Source organism: Sphingopyxis sp. GW821-FHT10B01 (assembly GCF_059415685.1).
This window is the reverse complement of sequence record NZ_JBWKNS010000003.1, coordinates 547,075-562,840: the sequence shown is the minus strand read 5'-3', so window position 1 is coordinate 562,840 and position 15,766 is coordinate 547,075. Positions and strand designations below refer to the sequence as shown.

15 protein-coding genes are annotated in these 15,766 nt (G+C 64.0%); 13 read left to right on the top strand and 2 right to left on the bottom strand.

What is annotated here, in order from left to right:
• Nucleotides 1–73 precede the first annotated feature (73 nt).
• From AC07NV_RS11505 to prfH, 4 genes are read left to right on the top strand one after another with little or no spacing between them, the layout of a single operon-like run.
• Entirely contained in the window at nucleotides 74–214 is a 141-nt protein-coding gene (locus tag AC07NV_RS11505) for a hypothetical protein (protein ID WP_495166481.1), read from the top strand.
• Nucleotides 204–689 (top strand): hypothetical protein, encoded by a 486-nt coding sequence (locus AC07NV_RS11500; protein WP_495166480.1) that lies wholly within the window; start codon nucleotides 204–206, stop codon nucleotides 687–689. The genes AC07NV_RS11505 and AC07NV_RS11500 overlap by 11 nt, the downstream gene beginning before the upstream one ends.
• Nucleotides 686–1,792, top strand: coding sequence for an RNA ligase RtcB family protein (locus AC07NV_RS11495; protein ID WP_495166479.1), 1,107 nt, complete (start codon nucleotides 686–688; stop codon nucleotides 1,790–1,792). The genes AC07NV_RS11500 and AC07NV_RS11495 overlap by 4 nt, the downstream gene beginning before the upstream one ends.
• Nucleotides 1,789–2,406: a peptide chain release factor H gene (prfH, locus tag AC07NV_RS11490; protein WP_495166478.1), complete on the top strand. Its 618-nt coding sequence runs from the start codon at nucleotides 1,789–1,791 to the stop codon at nucleotides 2,404–2,406. Before AC07NV_RS11495 ends, prfH begins: the two co-directional genes overlap by 4 nt.
• A gap of 79 nt (nucleotides 2,407–2,485) precedes the next feature.
• Here the strand turns inward: prfH and AC07NV_RS11485 are convergent, their stop codons facing one another.
• Nucleotides 2,486–3,409: a formylglycine-generating enzyme family protein gene (locus AC07NV_RS11485; protein ID WP_495166710.1), complete on the bottom strand. Its 924-nt coding sequence runs from the start codon at nucleotides 3,407–3,409 to the stop codon at nucleotides 2,486–2,488.
• 125 nt (nucleotides 3,410–3,534) lie between these two features.
• Here AC07NV_RS11485 and AC07NV_RS11480 point away from each other — a divergent pair, with 125 nt between their 5' ends.
• From AC07NV_RS11480 to AC07NV_RS11455, 6 genes are all read left to right on the top strand, one after another.
• Entirely contained in the window at nucleotides 3,535–4,590 is a 1,056-nt protein-coding gene (locus AC07NV_RS11480; RefSeq protein WP_495166477.1) for a LacI family DNA-binding transcriptional regulator, read from the top strand.
• Between the two features lie 158 nt (nucleotides 4,591–4,748).
• Nucleotides 4,749–7,046: a TonB-dependent receptor gene (locus AC07NV_RS11475; RefSeq protein ID WP_495166476.1), complete on the top strand. Its 2,298-nt coding sequence runs from the start codon at nucleotides 4,749–4,751 to the stop codon at nucleotides 7,044–7,046.
• A 65-nt stretch (nucleotides 7,047–7,111) separates the two neighbouring features.
• Nucleotides 7,112–8,839: an arylsulfatase gene (locus tag AC07NV_RS11470; protein ID WP_495166475.1), complete on the top strand. Its 1,728-nt coding sequence runs from the start codon at nucleotides 7,112–7,114 to the stop codon at nucleotides 8,837–8,839.
• Between the two features lie 102 nt (nucleotides 8,840–8,941).
• On the top strand, nucleotides 8,942–11,089 hold the full coding sequence (locus AC07NV_RS11465) for a beta-glucosidase family protein (RefSeq protein WP_495166474.1): 2,148 nt from the start codon (nucleotides 8,942–8,944) through the stop codon (nucleotides 11,087–11,089).
• 60 nt (nucleotides 11,090–11,149) lie between these two features.
• Nucleotides 11,150–11,761, top strand: a complete 612-nt coding sequence (locus AC07NV_RS11460; protein WP_495166473.1) for a glutathione S-transferase — start codon at nucleotides 11,150–11,152, stop codon at nucleotides 11,759–11,761.
• 112 nt (nucleotides 11,762–11,873) lie between these two features.
• Nucleotides 11,874–12,221: a hypothetical protein gene (locus tag AC07NV_RS11455; protein WP_495166472.1), complete on the top strand. Its 348-nt coding sequence runs from the start codon at nucleotides 11,874–11,876 to the stop codon at nucleotides 12,219–12,221.
• Nucleotides 12,222–12,281: 60 nt separating this feature from the next.
• Here AC07NV_RS11455 and AC07NV_RS11450 read toward each other — a convergent pair whose 3' ends face one another.
• Entirely contained in the window at nucleotides 12,282–13,205 is a 924-nt protein-coding gene (locus AC07NV_RS11450; protein ID WP_495166471.1) for a LysR substrate-binding domain-containing protein, read from the bottom strand.
• A 111-nt stretch (nucleotides 13,206–13,316) separates the two neighbouring features.
• On the opposite strand from AC07NV_RS11450, the gene AC07NV_RS11445 reads away from it, so the two are divergent.
• From AC07NV_RS11445 to AC07NV_RS11435, 3 genes are all read left to right on the top strand, one after another.
• A complete protein-coding gene (locus AC07NV_RS11445) occupies nucleotides 13,317–14,183 on the top strand; it encodes a pirin family protein (protein WP_495166470.1) in 867 nt (288 codons plus the stop codon).
• A gap of 144 nt (nucleotides 14,184–14,327) precedes the next feature.
• Complete coding sequence (locus tag AC07NV_RS11440; RefSeq protein WP_495166469.1) at nucleotides 14,328–14,969, top strand: hydrolase; 642 nt, start codon at nucleotides 14,328–14,330, stop codon at nucleotides 14,967–14,969.
• Nucleotides 14,970–15,033: 64 nt separating this feature from the next.
• Complete coding sequence (locus AC07NV_RS11435; protein ID WP_495166468.1) at nucleotides 15,034–15,714, top strand: isochorismatase family protein; 681 nt, start codon at nucleotides 15,034–15,036, stop codon at nucleotides 15,712–15,714.
• Nucleotides 15,715–15,766 lie beyond the last annotated feature (52 nt).

Below are 15,766 nucleotides of genomic sequence, written 5' to 3'. Positions count from 1 at the left end.
AGAAAATCATGCGAGCAGCATCCGTCCGCAACGCAGCATTTTTCGAATTCCAGGCTATTCAGGGACAAATTGCATGGGCAATTTCCTTTCGGGCGAGCCTGCTCGCCTGATCCGGTCGCGCGGTCCGGGTACCGCCGATCATTTCACAATCCATTTTCCGACCGTCTGCTTTCCGCCTTTCTTCAGCAAGGGGGAGGTGGGCCATGCGGTCTGACATGTTCAAAATCATCGTCGAGCGGCCGCGGGTGGGCGCAGGCCATGCCCCGCACGTTAAGCTGAAAAGGAGCCGCAATCCGGACCGCAAATTTATCGGCCTGAAGCGGCACGCAAAATGCGAGGCCCGCTATACCAAGATGCTGAACGAAAATCTGGCGCCGCTCGTCCGTTTCCTGCGGAGCCGGCGCGGGTGCCGGTGGGACGATGTGTTCAGTGAAATCTGTGCGCAGCTCGATACCGGCAGCACGGTGAAGATGCATGTCAGGGCGCATCTCGAGGACATTGTCGCGACCCGGATTTCCAGCGGCCGTCAGGGCGAATGGATGTTCGAGGGCGATGTGCTCGGCCAGCCTCGTCGCTGGTCCCGGTGCCGCGAGTTCTTTGTCGATCCGCGCGACGGAATGCTCAAGGATTGGTCAGAACTACCGGGAGAAATCGCCGCTGGCTGCCACGGGAAGGGGGGTGCCGCATGACCGGTGCATCGATCAGGATCATTGCGTCCGACGTCGGCCGGATGGACCCGCTCGCGCTCGATCAGCTGGCGCAGACGGCACGGCTGAAGGGCATTGCCCGGGTCGTCGGCTTGCCCGACCTTCATGCCGGGCGCGGGATCGCTGTCGGTGCGGCCTTCTGGTCGCCCGATATGATTTTCCCGCATCTGGTGGGAAGCGATATCGGCTGCGGAATGGCGCTGTGGGAAACCGGAGTGGCGGTCCGCAAGTTCAAGCTCGACGCGGCCGAACGGAAGCTTCGGGGGCTGGACGAGCCGTGGGACGGCGATGTGGACGCTGCGCTGTCCGGAGCAGGTCTGGTGCCCGAGCCGGGTGGCGCCGCGCTTGGCACGATCGGCGGCGGCAATCATTTTGCCGAGTTCCAGCGCATCGAACGGATCGTCGATACGGAACGGTTCGAAGCGCTCGGCTTTCGCGCCGACGCGCTCTGGCTCATGGTCCATAGCGGCTCGCGCGGGTTGGGCCAAGCTATCCTCGACGCATGGATGCGGCGCGATGGCGGCAACGCGGCCGAGGCAGTGAGCGAGGCGGGAGAGGCCTATCTGGCGGCGCATGATCGTGCGATGGCATGGGCAATCCTCAACCGCGAGGTCATTGCCCGGCGCTTCTGCGAAAAGCTCGGGGTGACTGCGGAGCGCCGGCTCGACATATGCCATAACAGCGTAACGGTGCATGAAGGCGGCTGGCTCCACCGGAAGGGTGCCGCGCCCGCCGACAAGGGGCTGGTAGTGATTCCGGGGTCGCGCGGCGATTTCAGCTATCTGGTGGAACCGGTTCTCGATCGGGGCGACGAGGCGCTGTATTCGCTCGCCCATGGCGCGGGTCGCAAGTGGAGCCGCAACGACGCCCATGCCCGGCTCTCGAAGCGATTTCGGCCGGCCGAGCTGGAACGGACGGCGCTTGGCGGGCGCGTGATCTGCGAGGATCGTCGGCTGATCTTCGAGGAAGCGCCCGAGGCCTACAAGGATATTGGCGGGGTCATTCGCGATCTGGAGGAGGCGGGGCTGATCCGCGTCGTCGCCAGCCTGCGCCCGCTACTCAGCTACAAGACGAGGCGCACATGACCGAAATCATCATGCATCTGTCCTCCGGTCAGGGGCCGGAGGAGTGTCGCTGGGTCGTCGGCCAGCTGGCGCATATCTTTTCAAAAGAAGCGGCAAGCGCGGGACTTGGCTGCGAGTTGCTCGAACCACCCGCGGGCCATCCTGCCTCGCTGCTGCTGCGTATTACGGGCGCGGATGCCGATCGGTTTGCCAGGCAGCGGGAGGGGACGATCCTGTGGGTGGGCACCAGCCCTTTCCGTCCCAATCACAAACGGCGCAACTGGTTCGTCGGCGCGGCGTTGGTCCCCCCGGTCGACGAGGTCGCCGAGCTGCGGGAGGATGATGTCGTTTATCAGGCGATGCGCGCGTCGGGACCCGGCGGGCAGCATGTCAACAAAACCGACAGCGCGGTCCGGGCGACCCATCTGCCAACCGGGCTCGTCACGACCGCGCAGGATCAGCGATCGCAGCATGCCAATCGCAAACTCGCTCGGATCAAGCTTGCCCTGATGCTGATCGAACGTCGGGAGGGCGGGGCGCGGAATGCGCGTAAGGAAGAATGGGACCGTAGCCGGCAACTGGAACGCGGAAATCCGGTCCGGACCTATGTGGGTTCGGCGTTCCGGGCCAGATGATCGAAGGGATGATGATGAAATGGCCGCTCGCTGCCAATTCCGGAAACGAGCGGCCAGCGCGGATGCCCGTTTCTCCCGGTCATGCGTCGACCCGCTTCACACATCGAAATCCGATGTGGCTTGTCGAACTGTCCACCGTTTCCGGATGCCGGGCGGCGGGGCGGTAGCGCTCGCAATAATTGGCGGCGCATAAATGGGATCCGCCCTTCAAAACCTTGCGGCCGATACGAATGTCGGGCTGCTCGGGATCATAGCTACGCCCCAGGGGCCCGCCACGCGGATTGTCGATCATGCAGCAGGATTTCTTGCCCTTTGCCGCAGCGGTGGAGGGTTCGGACCACCAGTCCTGCGTCCACTCCCAGACATTGCCGATCATATCGTACAGGTCGAACCCGTTGGCGGGAAAACTGCCGACCGGCGAGGTTCCCTCCCAGCCATCGAGGCACTGATTGGCGAAAGGGAAAAGACCCTGCCAATAGTTGGCGAGCATCGCACCGTCCGGCGCGAGCTCGTTGCCCCACGCATAGTTGGCACCGTCGAGGCCGCCGCGCGCGGCATATTCCCATTCCGCTTCGGTGGGGAGCGCCTTGCCGGCCCAATCGGCATAGGCTTCGGCATCGGCATAGGCGATGTGGACGACCGGATGATCTTCGAGCCCCTCTATCGCGCTTTGCGGGCCGGCGGGGTGGCGCCAGTCGGCGCCGAATTCGAAGCGCCACCAATTGCCGGGGTTGCCAAGATCAACGGGTCCAGCTGCTTTTTGAAAAACGAGCGATCCGGGGCGATCCATGCCGGGCAGCATTCCGGGGTAGTGTTTCGGATCGGGCGCAATCTCCGCGACAGTGACATAGCCGGTCGCTTCGACGAAGCGTGCGAACTCGCGATTGGTGACGGGGGTGGCGTCGATCCAGAAGGGATCGACCCGAACGGCACGGAGCGGCGCCTCCTCAGGGTAGAAATGCTTCGATCCCATGGTGAAGTCGCCGCCCGGAACGAAGCGCATGTCGCGCGGCACGTCGGCGGGAGCGATCGTCTCGGTCACCTGCTCTATCTCTTCCATTTGATTTGCATCCGCTGCCGTCTATCGTGATCGCCGGTAGCCTAACGGGCACGACAACGGGAGGGTTTTTGAAGCGGTCTGTCACGATCATCGACATCGCCAAGCGCGCGGGCGTATCGTTCAAGACCGTTTCGCGGGTGCTGAATGGAGCGCCAACGGTGGCGGAGGCGCTTCGGCACAAGGTCGAAGAGGCGATGCGCGAACTCGACTATAAACCCAACCGAGCGGCGCGCCTGTTGCGTGGAGGAAAGGCCCATTCGCTGGGTCTGATCATTGGATCGCGCGCCCGGTTCGTCAGCTCGCCCGAACCCGACCGGCGCCTGCCAAGCTACGCTTCGGACGTCATTCTGGGGCTGTTGCAGGCATGCCATCCGGCCGAATATCATCTGGTGATCGAAAGTGTCGCGCCGGACGATGTGGACGGACCGGCGGCGATGGAGCGGTTCCTCGACCTCGTCCGGCTCGACGGCGTCATCCTCGTTCCGTCCTTGTGCGATACCCCGTGGGTTCTCGACCTCCTCGAAAGCCGGGGCATGCCCTTCGCCCGGATCAACCCGGGGCTGGACCTCGATCGGGCGCTCTGTCTGGTCATCGACAACCGGAGCGCCGCGCGCGAGGTGGGCGAAGCGATCCTTGCTCATGGTCACCGCCGGATCGGGTTTATCGACGGGCCATCCGAACATGCCGCGCAGCGCGACCGCAAGACCGGCTTGCTCGACGCCGTGTCGAAGGTGCCCGACGTGCATGTCGAAGTGCGTCAGGGCAATTTCTTGTTTACGTCGGGACTGGAAAAGGGGCGGGAGCTCCTCGCGCTCGACGATCGTCCCACCGCCATTTTCGCTGCGAATGACGAAATGGCGGCGGGCGTTCTGGCCGCGGCGATCGACGCCGGCATCGATGTGCCTGGCCAGCTGTCGCTCGTGGGTTTCGGCGGGCTCGCGATCGCAGAACATACGTGGCCGCGCATCACCACCGTCAGCCAGCCGACGATCGAGATCGCCCGCATCGCCGGCCAGAAACTCATCGCGCAAGGCGGACAGGTGGGCGGGGACTGGCCTCAGCTGATCACCGTTCCCTATGAATTGACGATGCGGCAGTCGCTTGCTCCGGTGCCCGGCCTCTAGGCGGACCCGCCCCGAACATTCTTGCCCTGACCCAATATTGACGCCTGCCCTGCGCTTCGTTAAGTAATCGGGACAACGTTGTCTCGAATCGCAACCAGGGTTCGAATTCCAGTGCCGATGCGCGAGACGATCGTCGAAACATCCGGGGGAGGATCAGAATGAATTATCGTCGCAAAGCGCTTTGCCTGTGTACCGCTGCCATCGCGATGTCGGTGCCGGCCGTCGTTCAGGCACAGGACGAGGTGGCCGTTTCCGCTGACGACGCCGGGGGCGACGAAATCATCGTGACGGCGCAGAAGCGCGAACAGAATTTGCAGAAGGTGCCGGTTTCGATCTCGGTGCTCTCGGCGTCCGCGCTGTCGGACAACCGGGTCAACGGGCTGGAGCAATTGGCGCAGGTCTCGCCGTCGATCGGCTTCACCAACAGCGCCAACACACGCGGGCAGGGGCTTTCGATCCGCGGCATCGGCACGCTCAATTTCTCGGATGGTGTCGAGCCGTCGGTATCGACTGTGATCGACGGGGTCGTCATCGGCCGTTCGGCGGCGTCCTTTTTCGACTTCAACGATATCCAGCGTATCGAAGTGCTCCGCGGTCCGCAGGGAACGCTGTTCGGCAAGAATTCGTCGGCGGGTGCGCTGAACGTCGTCACCGAAAAACCGAGCCTGTATGATTCGAGCCTCGAAGCGTCGGCGAGCTATGGCACTTTCAACGATGTCCGGCTGAAAGGCACGGGGTCGCTCGTGCTCGACGAGGGGCGCGCGGCGCTTCGTCTGTCGGGGTTCCGGTCGACCGCCGACGGCATCATCACCAACACTTTCAACGGCAAGAAGCTCAACAATACCGACAGTTGGGGCGTACGCGGAAAATTCCTGTTCGAGCCGAGCGATGTCACCTCAATCTATGTGATCGGCGACTATGGCGAGAGCAACCGCGACTGCTGCGTCTCGACCGTGCGGTCGGTGCTGCCGACAACGACTTACTACAATGGCCAGACGCGCGCGGCGCTTCTGTCGGCGCAGCAACTCGGGCCGCTGAACCGCGAAGTGACGATCGACGGACTGTCGTTCAACCGGCAGAAGACCGGCGGCGCATCGGTCGAGGTCAACACCGAACTCGGCGGGCAGACGATTACATCGATCTCGGCCTACCGTGAATTCCGGGTATTCGACAATAATGACGCTGATGGCGTGTCGTTGCCCGTCGCCAGCGTCAACAACGCCCGTCAGAAGCAGCAGCAGTTCACGCAGGAATTGCGCCTGACCTCGCCGGCGGGCGAGCCGGTCGAATATGTCGTCGGCCTGTTCTATTTCTGGCAGGACGTCGTCAGCCGCACACAGGTCAAGGGCAATCTGGTCACCAACCTGCCTGCGGGCCAATATCTGGGCAACCAGGTCGACCGCGACATCACGACCAAGAATGTCGCCGCGTTCGGCCAGTTGACCCTGCACCCCACCGAGCAGCTGTCGCTGATCGGCGGTTTCCGCCTGACGTCGGACCAGTCCGTGGCGCATTTCAACCGGACGATCTTGCCGGGTGCCCTTGCGGCGATGCCGAGCCTTGGCGGACCGGCCTATGTCTCGCCGACGCTGAAGGCCACCGACACCGATTTCAGCTACAAGCTCGGCGCGCAATATCAATTCTCGCCCGACGTCATGGCCTATTTCACCTACACCCGCGGATATAAGGGGCCGGCGCTCAACCTGTTGAACAATCTGACCGCGCCGACGGTCAATTCGGGGCTCGCGGTGCTCAAGCCCGAAATCGCGCAAAACTGGGAAGCGGGTGTCCGCACGACCCTCTTCGACCGGATGCTGACGCTCAACGTCACCGGCTTCTACGAAACCTTCACCGATTTCCAGGCGCAGACCTACAGCGCGGTGCTCACCTCGTTCCAGCTGACCAATGCGGGCAAGCTGATCACGCAAGGCGCCGAGGTCGAAGCGATCCTGCGGCCCGTCGATGGCCTGACCCTGACCGGCAATCTGGCCTATACCGATACCGAGGTGCGCGGACTGGTCCTCAGCTGCTTTGCGGGGCAGACGGCGGCGCAGGGCTGCCTGACCGGCAACCGGCAGGATGTGACCGGCGAGGCGCTGACCAATGCGCCGAAATGGGCTTATTCGATCAACGCCAACTATGGCGCCGACATCGGCAACAACCTGCGTGGCAGTGCCAATCTGGCATATACATATCGCTCGCAGGTGTTCTTCAGCTACCGCGATCCGAAGACCGTCCAGCCGGGCTATGGCCTGCTCAATGGACGCGTTTCGCTCGAAACGCAGGATGGGCGCTATCGCGTTTCGGTGTTTGGCAAGAATCTGACGAACAAGCATTTCGCCAGCTTCATCGGCACCGGCCTGCTCGACACATCGGCGACGGGCGCGGGCTACACCCAGCTTCTGACCCCCGACGCCTTCCGCACCTTCGGGGTCGAAGGCGCGGTCCGCTTCTGAGTTGTTATCGCAGCGGGGACGCCAGTGAATTGGTGACCCCCGCGGCCATATGGAGCGCCTGATCCATGCAGATTTCCCGTCGCGGCTTCGTCGCCACGCTTCTCGCCACCACGACGCTCTACAGCGCCGCGGGAGCCCGGTCGGTGGGGCGCGGCGGGCCGCGGCCCAATATCATCACCATCGTCCTCGACGATGTGGGTTATTCGGATCTCGGTTGCTTCGGCGCCGAGATCCGCACGCCGGCGATGGATAGTCTCGCGACCGCCGGGCTGCGCTATGTGCATTTCGATACCAAGTCGGTTTGCGCCTCGACGCGCGCGTCGATGCTGACGGGGCGTAACAGCCACACGATCAACATGCCCGACGTGCCCGATGTCGCGGCCGTGCTGGGAAAAGACCCCGCTATGGCGCGCCTGTTCCGCCTGCCCGGCAACGCCCAGACCATGGCGCAGGTGCTGCAAAAACAGGGATATGCCACCTGGGCGGTCGGCAAATGGCATATGATCCCGATGGACGAACTGGGCCCGAACGCCGGCCGCGACAACTGGCCGCTCCAGCGCGGCTTCGACTATTTCTATGGTTTTCCGCGGGGCTGGACCGATCAATATCGCCCCGAACTGGTCGAGAATAATCTCTATCTCAAGCGCGAGTTTCCAGCGGATTATCATCTTTCGGCGGACCTGGCCGACAAGGCGATCGGCCTGATCGGCGATCATGTGGCGGCGAAGGGCGACAAGCCCTTTTTCATGAACCTCGGCTTTGGCACGGCGCATTCGCCGATCCAGGTCGCGCGCAAATATTCGGCGCCCTACGATGCCATTTATGAAAAGGGTTGGGACGCGATCCGCGAGGAACGCTTTACCCGCATGAAACGGATGGGCCTGATCCCCGCGAACACCCGGATGCCACCGCGCGAGGCGCGCGACCGGGCGTGGGATGATTTGTCCGACGACGAAAAGGCCGTCTTCGCCCGCTATATGGCGGTGTACGCGGGCTTCATCGAACATTGCGACGAACAGATCGGCCGATTGCTCGACGCGCTGCGGGAAAAGGCGCTGTTCGACAACACCATCGTCGTCCTGATCTCGGACAATGGTGCGGCTTCCGAGGCGGGGCAGGCGGGCTTTTTCGATGGCCTCTATCGCGCGAACAATATCCCGATTGCGGAGCAGCGCGCGCGGATCGACGAACTGGGGACGGCCAGGACGCAGGCCGAATATCCGCGGCCGTGGGCGATGGTCGGCGATACGCCGCTGCGGCGATACAAGCTCTGGCCTTATTCGGGCGGCACCCGCACGCCGATGATCTTTCACTGGCCGCGTCATGTGACCGACCCGGGCGCCATAAGGCGGCAATTTGTCGACGTCGTCGACATTGCGCCGACCCTGCTCGAGGCGGCTGACGCACGGTTCGATCCGGTCGTCGACGGGGTGACGCAAATCCCGGTCGCGGGGCGCTCTTTCCTTCCGTCGGTCCGAAGCCGCAAGGCGCCTGGCCGGCAGATCCAGTATTTCGAACTGCGCGGAAACCGCGCGATCACCAGCGGGCGCTGGCGCGCGGTCGCGATCCACGATTGCGATCAGCCCTATGCCGATGATCGCTGGGAGCTGTTCGATCTCGAAAGCGATTTTGCCGAAAGCACCGATCTCGCCGCCAGATATCCAGCGAAGGTCAAGGAATTGAAGGCGCTGTGGGACGATCAGTGGGCCCGATACGGCACCGGGGAACTGGCGCAGCCGTCGGCGCTGACGTGCCGCTATTCGGACATGTTCGACCGCCGTCCGGTGGATTAGCCGGTCGCTGACCGGCAAAGACAAATCAAGAAACAGGGGAGCGGGATGATGCGAGGCCTATATGCGACGACAGCGCTGGCGATGTTTTTGGGAGCTATGACGATGACGGCTTCGGCTCACGGCAGAGCCGCGGCTACGCGTGTCGAAGCGGCCGCCGACGACTGGGCGGCAAAAACCGAAGCGCAAATGACCGATGACGAGCGCTTCTCGATACTCCACGGCTTCATGCCGATTCCGCTCGGCCCCTACGCCAATCCCGAACTGCAGGCGAAATGGCCCAAGGATGTGATCCCGGGAGCCGGCTATGTCGCCGGCGTGCCGCGGCTCGGCATCCCGTCGCAACGTGCCACTGACGCCAGTCTGGGCGTGACCAACCCCTTCGGCGTTCGCAAGGGCGACACCGCGACGGCCTTGCCCGCCGGACTTGCGATCGGCGCGACCTTCAACCCCGAACTCGCCTTTGCGGGCGCGCATCTGGTCGCCAGCGAAGCGCGCGCGAAGGGGTTCAACGTCCTGCTCGGCGGCGGCATCAACCTTGTCCGCGATCCGCGAAACGGGCGTAACTTCGAATATCTATCGGAAGACCCGCTCCTGTCGGGGATCATGGGCGCCGAGGCGGTCCGCGGCGCGCAATCGGCGGGCGTCGTGTCGACGGTAAAGCATTTCTCGCTCAACTCGAACGAGACCAATCGTCACACGTGGAATGCCGAGATCGACGACGCCGCGCATCGCGAAAGCGATCTGCTCGCGTTTCAGATCGCGATCGAGCGCGGCCGGCCGGGGTCGGTCATGTGCGCCTATAATCTTGTCAACGGCGAGAAGGCGTGCGGCAACGATCATCTGATCAACACGGTGCTCAAACGTGACTGGCGCTACAAGGGCTGGGTGATGTCCGACTGGGGCGCGGTGTCGGGAGCCGATTTCGCGATCAAGGGGCTCGACCAGCAGGCGGGCGAGCAGCTCGACAAGCAGGTGTGGTTCGACGCGCCGCTGAAGGCGAAGCTCGCCGACGGCAGCCTGCCGCGCGAACGTCTGTCCGACATGGTCCGGCGCATCCTGCGCTCGATGAAGGCAAGCGGCCTCGTCGATGCGGCGCCCGCACCGGCCGTCGATATGGCCGCGCACGCACAGATCGCGCGGCAGGTCGCACAGCAAGGTATCGTACTGCTCAAGAATGACGGCAACGCCTTGCCGCTCGCCGCCCATGTCGCTTCGGTCGCGGTGATCGGCCGCAATGCGCATGTCGGCGTCCTTTCGGGTGGCGGTTCGTCGCAGGGGCTGCCGCCGCGCGGGTGGGCGGCATCGGTGCCCGTTGGCGGCGGCGAAGGATCGATCGGAGTCTGGCGGGTCGAGCGCTGGTTCGCGGGCGCGCCGCTGGCGGCGTTGAAGGAGGCGCTGCCCAAGGCGCATATCGGCTTCGATCCCGGACTCTATCCGCAGGACGCCGCGGCACTGGCGGCACGCTCCGACGTCGCGATCGTCTTCGTCAGCAAATATGAGGCCGAAGGTTTCGATTCTCCGGATCTGTCGCTTCCCGGCAATCAGGATGCGATCATCGAGGCCACGGTCGCGGCCAATCCCAACACCATCGTGGTCCTCGAAACCGGCAATCCGGTCGCCATGCCCTGGCTGGCCAAGGTGAAGGCCGTCGTTGCGGCCTGGTATCCGGGACAGGAGGGCGCCGCGGCGATCGCCGATGTGCTGACCGGCAAGGTCAATCCGTCGGGCCGGCTGCCCGTCAGCTTTCCGGCCACGACGGACACGCTGCCGCGTCCGGCGATCCCCAGCTATGGCTCGCCCGAACATACGCATGTCACCGTGCGCATGAACGAAGGTGCGGATGTCGGCTATCGCTGGAACGCGCGGCAGGGGATCAAGGCGCTGTTCCCCTTCGGTCACGGTCTTTCCTATACGCGCTTCGCCGCGCAGGGCCTCAAGACGGACGGCGCAAAGGCAAGCCTGACCGTGCGCAATACCGGCGATCGGGCAGGAGCGACGGTCGCGCAGCTTTATCTCGTTTCGCAGGGTGGCAAGGCGGTACAGCGACTGGTCGGTTTCCAGCGCGTCGAGCTGGCAGCGGGAGCCGAAAGGACGATCGAGATGACGATCGACCCGCGCCTGCTTGCCGACTGGAACGGCGCCGGCTGGACGATTGCGAAAGGCGACTATCGCTTCGCATCGGGAGAAAGCGCGGAGGCGCTTTCCACCCCGGTCACGGTCTCTCTGAAAGGACGTGTCTGGCAGGATTAGGGAAACCCGCTCGGGCAATGCCGACTGGCACGCTATGCTTCGCCGGCCTATGGCGCCGCTATGCCCGATGTTCCGATCCTCTACAGCTTTCGTCGCTGCCCCTACGCAATGCGCGCGCGGATGGCGTTGCTGGTGAGCGGGGCCGTCTATGCGCATCGCGAGGTGCTGCTGCGCGACAAACCCGCCGCCATGCTGGCCGCGTCGCCCAAGGGAACGGTGCCGGTGCTTGTGCTGGCAGACGGGACGGTGATCGACGAGAGCATCGATATCATGCACTGGGCGTTGGCGCAGAACGATCCCGAGGACTGGCGCGCGCGCGCCGACGCGGAGCTGGTCACCCTGTTCGACGGCGCATTCAAGCATCATCTCGACCGCTACAAATATGCCGGACGATACGACGCCGATCCGCTGGCGCACCGCGCGGCAGGGTTGGCGATTCTGGCAGAGCTCGACACGCGGCTCGCGGACGCGGATTATCTTGGCGGTGCAACGCCGGGGTTCAACGATATCGCGCTCTTTCCCTTCGTGCGGCAGTTCGCGGGGGTCGATGCAGCTTGGTTCGCGGCCTGCGCGCCACGCCGCGTGCGCGAATGGCTGGCCGTTCTGGTGGCGTCGGACCTGTATGAGCGGGCGATGGTCCGGATCGAGCCATGGGCCGGGGGGCCGGTCTGAGCGCCAGCCCGGAAACAGGCAAGCGAAGCGCCGCAATGTGAACCCGGGCTCCGTCGATATAATGTGAATATCTCTTATTGCGAATAGTTCGCAATTATGCCATCCTCGCTTCATGATCCACATAGCCATCGACTTGCCTCCGGAACGGACCAGCAGCGAAGCGCTGATGATCGAGGCGGCGCGCTGCTGGCGGCGCGCGCGCAATGCCGGCGTGGCGGCGATGCCGAAGCTCTATGCGCTCATGTATTCGAAAGGCTGGCCGATGCTGGCGCCGGCGTTCGACAGCCTGATGCGTCTGATCGAGGACAGTCTGAACCGGCCCTTTGAAATCGGGCGACTGGCGGAGGTCTCTGCCGACGAGCGTTTGCTCGCCGCAATGCTGCAGGAGGCGCGGAGCGTGACGACACCATTGGCGTCGGCTCTCTATTCCCTGCGGGTGGTTCTGGAACGGGGCCGGTAATGGATGGCGTCGCTGCAAGGCTGATGTTCGCAAACTGATTCCGGTATCGGCCGGAGCCGATCAGTCATGCCCCGATTCCGGCACCCGCCGTCGTTGCGCGGCACATTCGTCCGCGAGGAAATCGAGCAGCGCCCGCACCGACGGGAGCAGCCCGCGCCGGGATGGAAAGACCGCATGGACGATTTCGTTCGAAAGCCTCCAATCGGGTAGCAGGGTCACCAGCCGCCCGGCTTGCAAATCGTCCCAAACGACCAGGGTCGGGAGCCGCGCAGCGCCGGCCCCGGCAAGCGCCGCGTCGCGCAGGACAGCCATATCGTCGGTAATCAGTCGCGGCGCGTGACGCACCTCGGCAGTGCTGCCGCCGGCATGGGTCAGGCGCCAGCGATGCTCGCCGCCCGCGGGCCCGAAGTCGAGGCTGGGCAGGCTGGCGAGATCGGCGGGCAGGGTGATGGCCCGTTGGTTGAGCAATTCCGGGCTGGCAATGATGCGGATCGTCCGCTCGTCGAACCGGCGCATGACAAGCTCGCTCTCGGAGAGCGGGGGCGGACGGACGCGGATTGCAAGGTCGAACCCTTCGCCGATCACGTCGACGCGGCGGTTGGTGCTTTCGACATGCAATTCGACCTGCGGGTAGAGCGCCATGAAGCGCCCGAACAGCGCACCGAACTGGAAAGCAAGCAGCCCCGTGGGGCAGCTGAGGCGCACGACGCCGCATGGTTCGGCGCGTGACTGGTCGATGATGGTCTGGGCACCTTCGGCCTCGATCAGCATGGCGACGCAGCGGCGGTAATATTCCTGGCCGATCTCCGTAACCGAGAAACGCCGTGTCGAGCGCTGGATCAACCGCACCCCCAGTCGATCCTCGAGCAGGCCGACGCGGCGGCTGATCTTCGATTTCTGCAAACCGAGCGCGCGGGCTGCAGCGGCGAAGCCGCCATGATCGACCGCTTGGACAAAAAGATAGAGGTCGTTGAGGTCCTGCATTGTCCTATCAATAGGACTCTGAGTCCATTTTCGCAATCTTTCGGCTGCTTTGATGAAGGATTATTCTGCTTTTCAACAGACGCTTCCCTCTGGAGGCGCAGGAGATGCAAGATGAAGACGATCCTCGGTACCTACAGCAACCCCAACCAGCATTGGGTCGGCGACGGCTTTCCGGTCCGCTCGCTCTTTTCCTACAACAGCCTCGGCGGTCAGGTGAGCCCCTTCCTGCTGCTCGATTATGCGGGGCCGTATAATTTCGCGCCGACCACCGACCGGCGCGGCGTCGGCCAGCATCCGCACCGCGGGTTCGAGACGGTGACGATCGTCTATGACGGCGAGGTCGAGCACAAGGATTCGGCGGGCAATGGCGGCATCATCGGCCCCGGCGACGTCCAGTGGATGACCGCCGCAGGCGGGATATTGCACGAGGAATATCATTCGCCGGCGTTCGGCAAGACGGGCGGCCCGTTCCGCATGGTCCAGCTGTGGGTCAACCTGCCCGCGAAGGACAAGATGGCACCCGGCGGCTATCAGGGTATCACGGCGGCGGACATCCCGGCGGTCGAGCTGCCCGACGGTGCGGGACGCGGCCGGGTGATCGCGGGCGAGATGCTCGGTGTGAAGGGCCCGGCGCGGACGTTCACCCCGATCAACGTCTGGGACGTGCGGCTGAACCGCGATGCCGATCTGACGCTCGATCTGCCCGAAGGTCACACCGCTATGCTGGTTGTGCTTGCCGGACATGTCACCGTGGGCGGCGGCGAGGCAGCGGGTGAGGCCGAGATGGTGCTGCTGAGCCGTGAGGGCGGGTGGGTTCAGATCCACGCCGACGGCGAAGCAACGATTCTCGTTCTGACCGGCGAACCGATCGACGAACCGATCGTCGGCTATGGCCCCTTCGTGATGAACAGCGAGGCGGAGATCCGCCAGGCCATCGACGATTTCAACAACGGCAGGCTCGCGCCCGTCGCCGCCTGAAACAGACCCGGCTCGCTTCGCTCAACCCGCGGCGGGCCGGGTTCTTCACTCTCCCCTCGATTGATTGACGGCGGACCCGCGTGCCCCGCCGCGATGGCAGCTGTCTGCCCATCCCCCGGCGCGCCCGAATGCAGGAGAAGACCCATGACAAGCGAAACCATCCGTGATCCGAAGACCGACCATCTGCTGACCCCGCAGAATTCCGCTTTCATCATCATCGACTATCAACCGGTACAGGTGAATTCGATCGCCTCGATGGACCGGCAGTTACTGCTCAACAATATCGCCGGCTGCGCCCGTGCGGCTGTCGCCTTCGACCTGCCGATCGTCCATTCGACGGTGAATGTCGCAACCGGCCTCAACAAGCCGCCGGTGCCGCAGGTCCGCAAGATATTGGGCGATTATCCGACCTATGACCGCACGACGATCAACAGCTGGGAAGATGTCGAATTCCGCAAGGCGGTCGAGGCGACCGGGCGCAAGAAGCTGATCATGACCGCGCTATGGACCGAAGCATGCCTGACCTTTCCCGCGCTCGACGCGCTTGCCGAAGGCTATGAGGTCTATGTCCCGGTCGATGCCGTCGGCGGCACGTCGCTCGCCGCGCATGATGCCGCGCTGCGGCGCATCGAACAGGCGGGCGGCAAGATGATCTCGGTCCCGCAACTCTTCTGCGAATTGCAGCGCGACTGGAAACGCAGCGAAACCGTTCCGGCCTTCATGAACCTGTTTATCGAGACGGGCGGCACCGCCGGGATCCAGTTTTCGTACGACAAGGCCGACTGAGCCCGAGCCTCTCCGCCGGTGCGGCGCAGATCGCCCGGCGGACCCCCTTCAAGGAGAATGACCAATGTCCATCCCCGCCAATTTCAACGGAGCCCGTCCGGTCATCGATCCCGATGACGCGGTGATGCTGCTGATCGACCATCAGAGCGGCCTGTTCCAGACTGTCGGCGACATGCCGATGACCGAACTGCGCGCACGCGCCGGGGCGCTCGCCTCGATTGCGACGCTCGCAGATATTCCGGTGATCACGACCGCGTCGGTGCCGCAGGGACCGAACGGCCCGCTGATCCCCGAAATTCATGCCAATGCCCCGCACGCGCAATATGTCGCGCGCAAGGGCGAAATCAACGCGTGGGACAATCCCGACTTTGTCGCGGCGGTAAAGGCGACGGGGCGAGGCACCCTGATCATCGCGGGTACGATCACCAGCGTCTGCATGGCCTTTCCCTCGATCAGCGCGGTTCGCGACGGCTACAAGGTGTTTGCGGTCGTCGATGCATCGGGGACCTATTCGAAGATGGCCCAGGAAATCACGCTCGCCCGGGTCGTCCAGGCCGGGGTCGTGCCGATGGACACCGCTGCGGTCGCTTCCGAAATCCAGAAGACATGGCATCGCGACGATGCGGAAAAATGGGCCGGAGTTTATACGAAGATCTTTCCGCCCTACCAGTTGCTCATCGAAAGCTACGCCAAGGCGCAGCAGGTCGTAACCGAGCATGAGGCGCTGGATTCGCAGCGCGCCTAGCTGCCCGGGATGCAGCTCGACGGGCGGCCGCTTCGATGCTTCGAAGCGGCCG

What these genes read in the sequence shown, in the direction of transcription:
- AC07NV_RS11475 (WP_495166476.1), top strand. Translation starts at nt 4,749, where the DNA reads ATGAATTATCGTCGCAAAGCGCTTTGCCTGTGTACCGCTGCCATCGCG.
- AC07NV_RS11455 (WP_495166472.1), top strand. Translation starts at nt 11,874, where the DNA reads ATGATCCACATAGCCATCGACTTGCCTCCGGAACGGACCAGCAGCGAA.
- AC07NV_RS11445 (WP_495166470.1), top strand. Translation starts at nt 13,317, where the DNA reads ATGAAGACGATCCTCGGTACCTACAGCAACCCCAACCAGCATTGGGTC.
- AC07NV_RS11465 (WP_495166474.1), top strand. Translation starts at nt 8,942, where the DNA reads ATGACGGCTTCGGCTCACGGCAGAGCCGCGGCTACGCGTGTCGAAGCG.
- AC07NV_RS11450 (WP_495166471.1), bottom strand. Translation starts at nt 13,205, where the DNA reads ATGCAGGACCTCAACGACCTCTATCTTTTTGTCCAAGCGGTCGATCAT.
- prfH (WP_495166478.1), top strand. Translation starts at nt 1,789, where the DNA reads ATGACCGAAATCATCATGCATCTGTCCTCCGGTCAGGGGCCGGAGGAG.
- AC07NV_RS11460 (WP_495166473.1), top strand. Translation starts at nt 11,150, where the DNA reads ATGCCCGATGTTCCGATCCTCTACAGCTTTCGTCGCTGCCCCTACGCA.
- AC07NV_RS11470 (WP_495166475.1), top strand. Translation starts at nt 7,112, where the DNA reads ATGCAGATTTCCCGTCGCGGCTTCGTCGCCACGCTTCTCGCCACCACG.
- AC07NV_RS11505 (WP_495166481.1), top strand. Translation starts at nt 74, where the DNA reads ATGGGCAATTTCCTTTCGGGCGAGCCTGCTCGCCTGATCCGGTCGCGC.
- AC07NV_RS11440 (WP_495166469.1), top strand. Translation starts at nt 14,328, where the DNA reads ATGACAAGCGAAACCATCCGTGATCCGAAGACCGACCATCTGCTGACC.
- AC07NV_RS11495 (WP_495166479.1), top strand. Translation starts at nt 686, where the DNA reads ATGACCGGTGCATCGATCAGGATCATTGCGTCCGACGTCGGCCGGATG.
- AC07NV_RS11485 (WP_495166710.1), bottom strand. Translation starts at nt 3,409, where the DNA reads ATGCGCTTCGTTCCGGGCGGCGACTTCACCATGGGATCGAAGCATTTC.
- AC07NV_RS11500 (WP_495166480.1), top strand. Translation starts at nt 204, where the DNA reads ATGCGGTCTGACATGTTCAAAATCATCGTCGAGCGGCCGCGGGTGGGC.
- AC07NV_RS11435 (WP_495166468.1), top strand. Translation starts at nt 15,034, where the DNA reads ATGTCCATCCCCGCCAATTTCAACGGAGCCCGTCCGGTCATCGATCCC.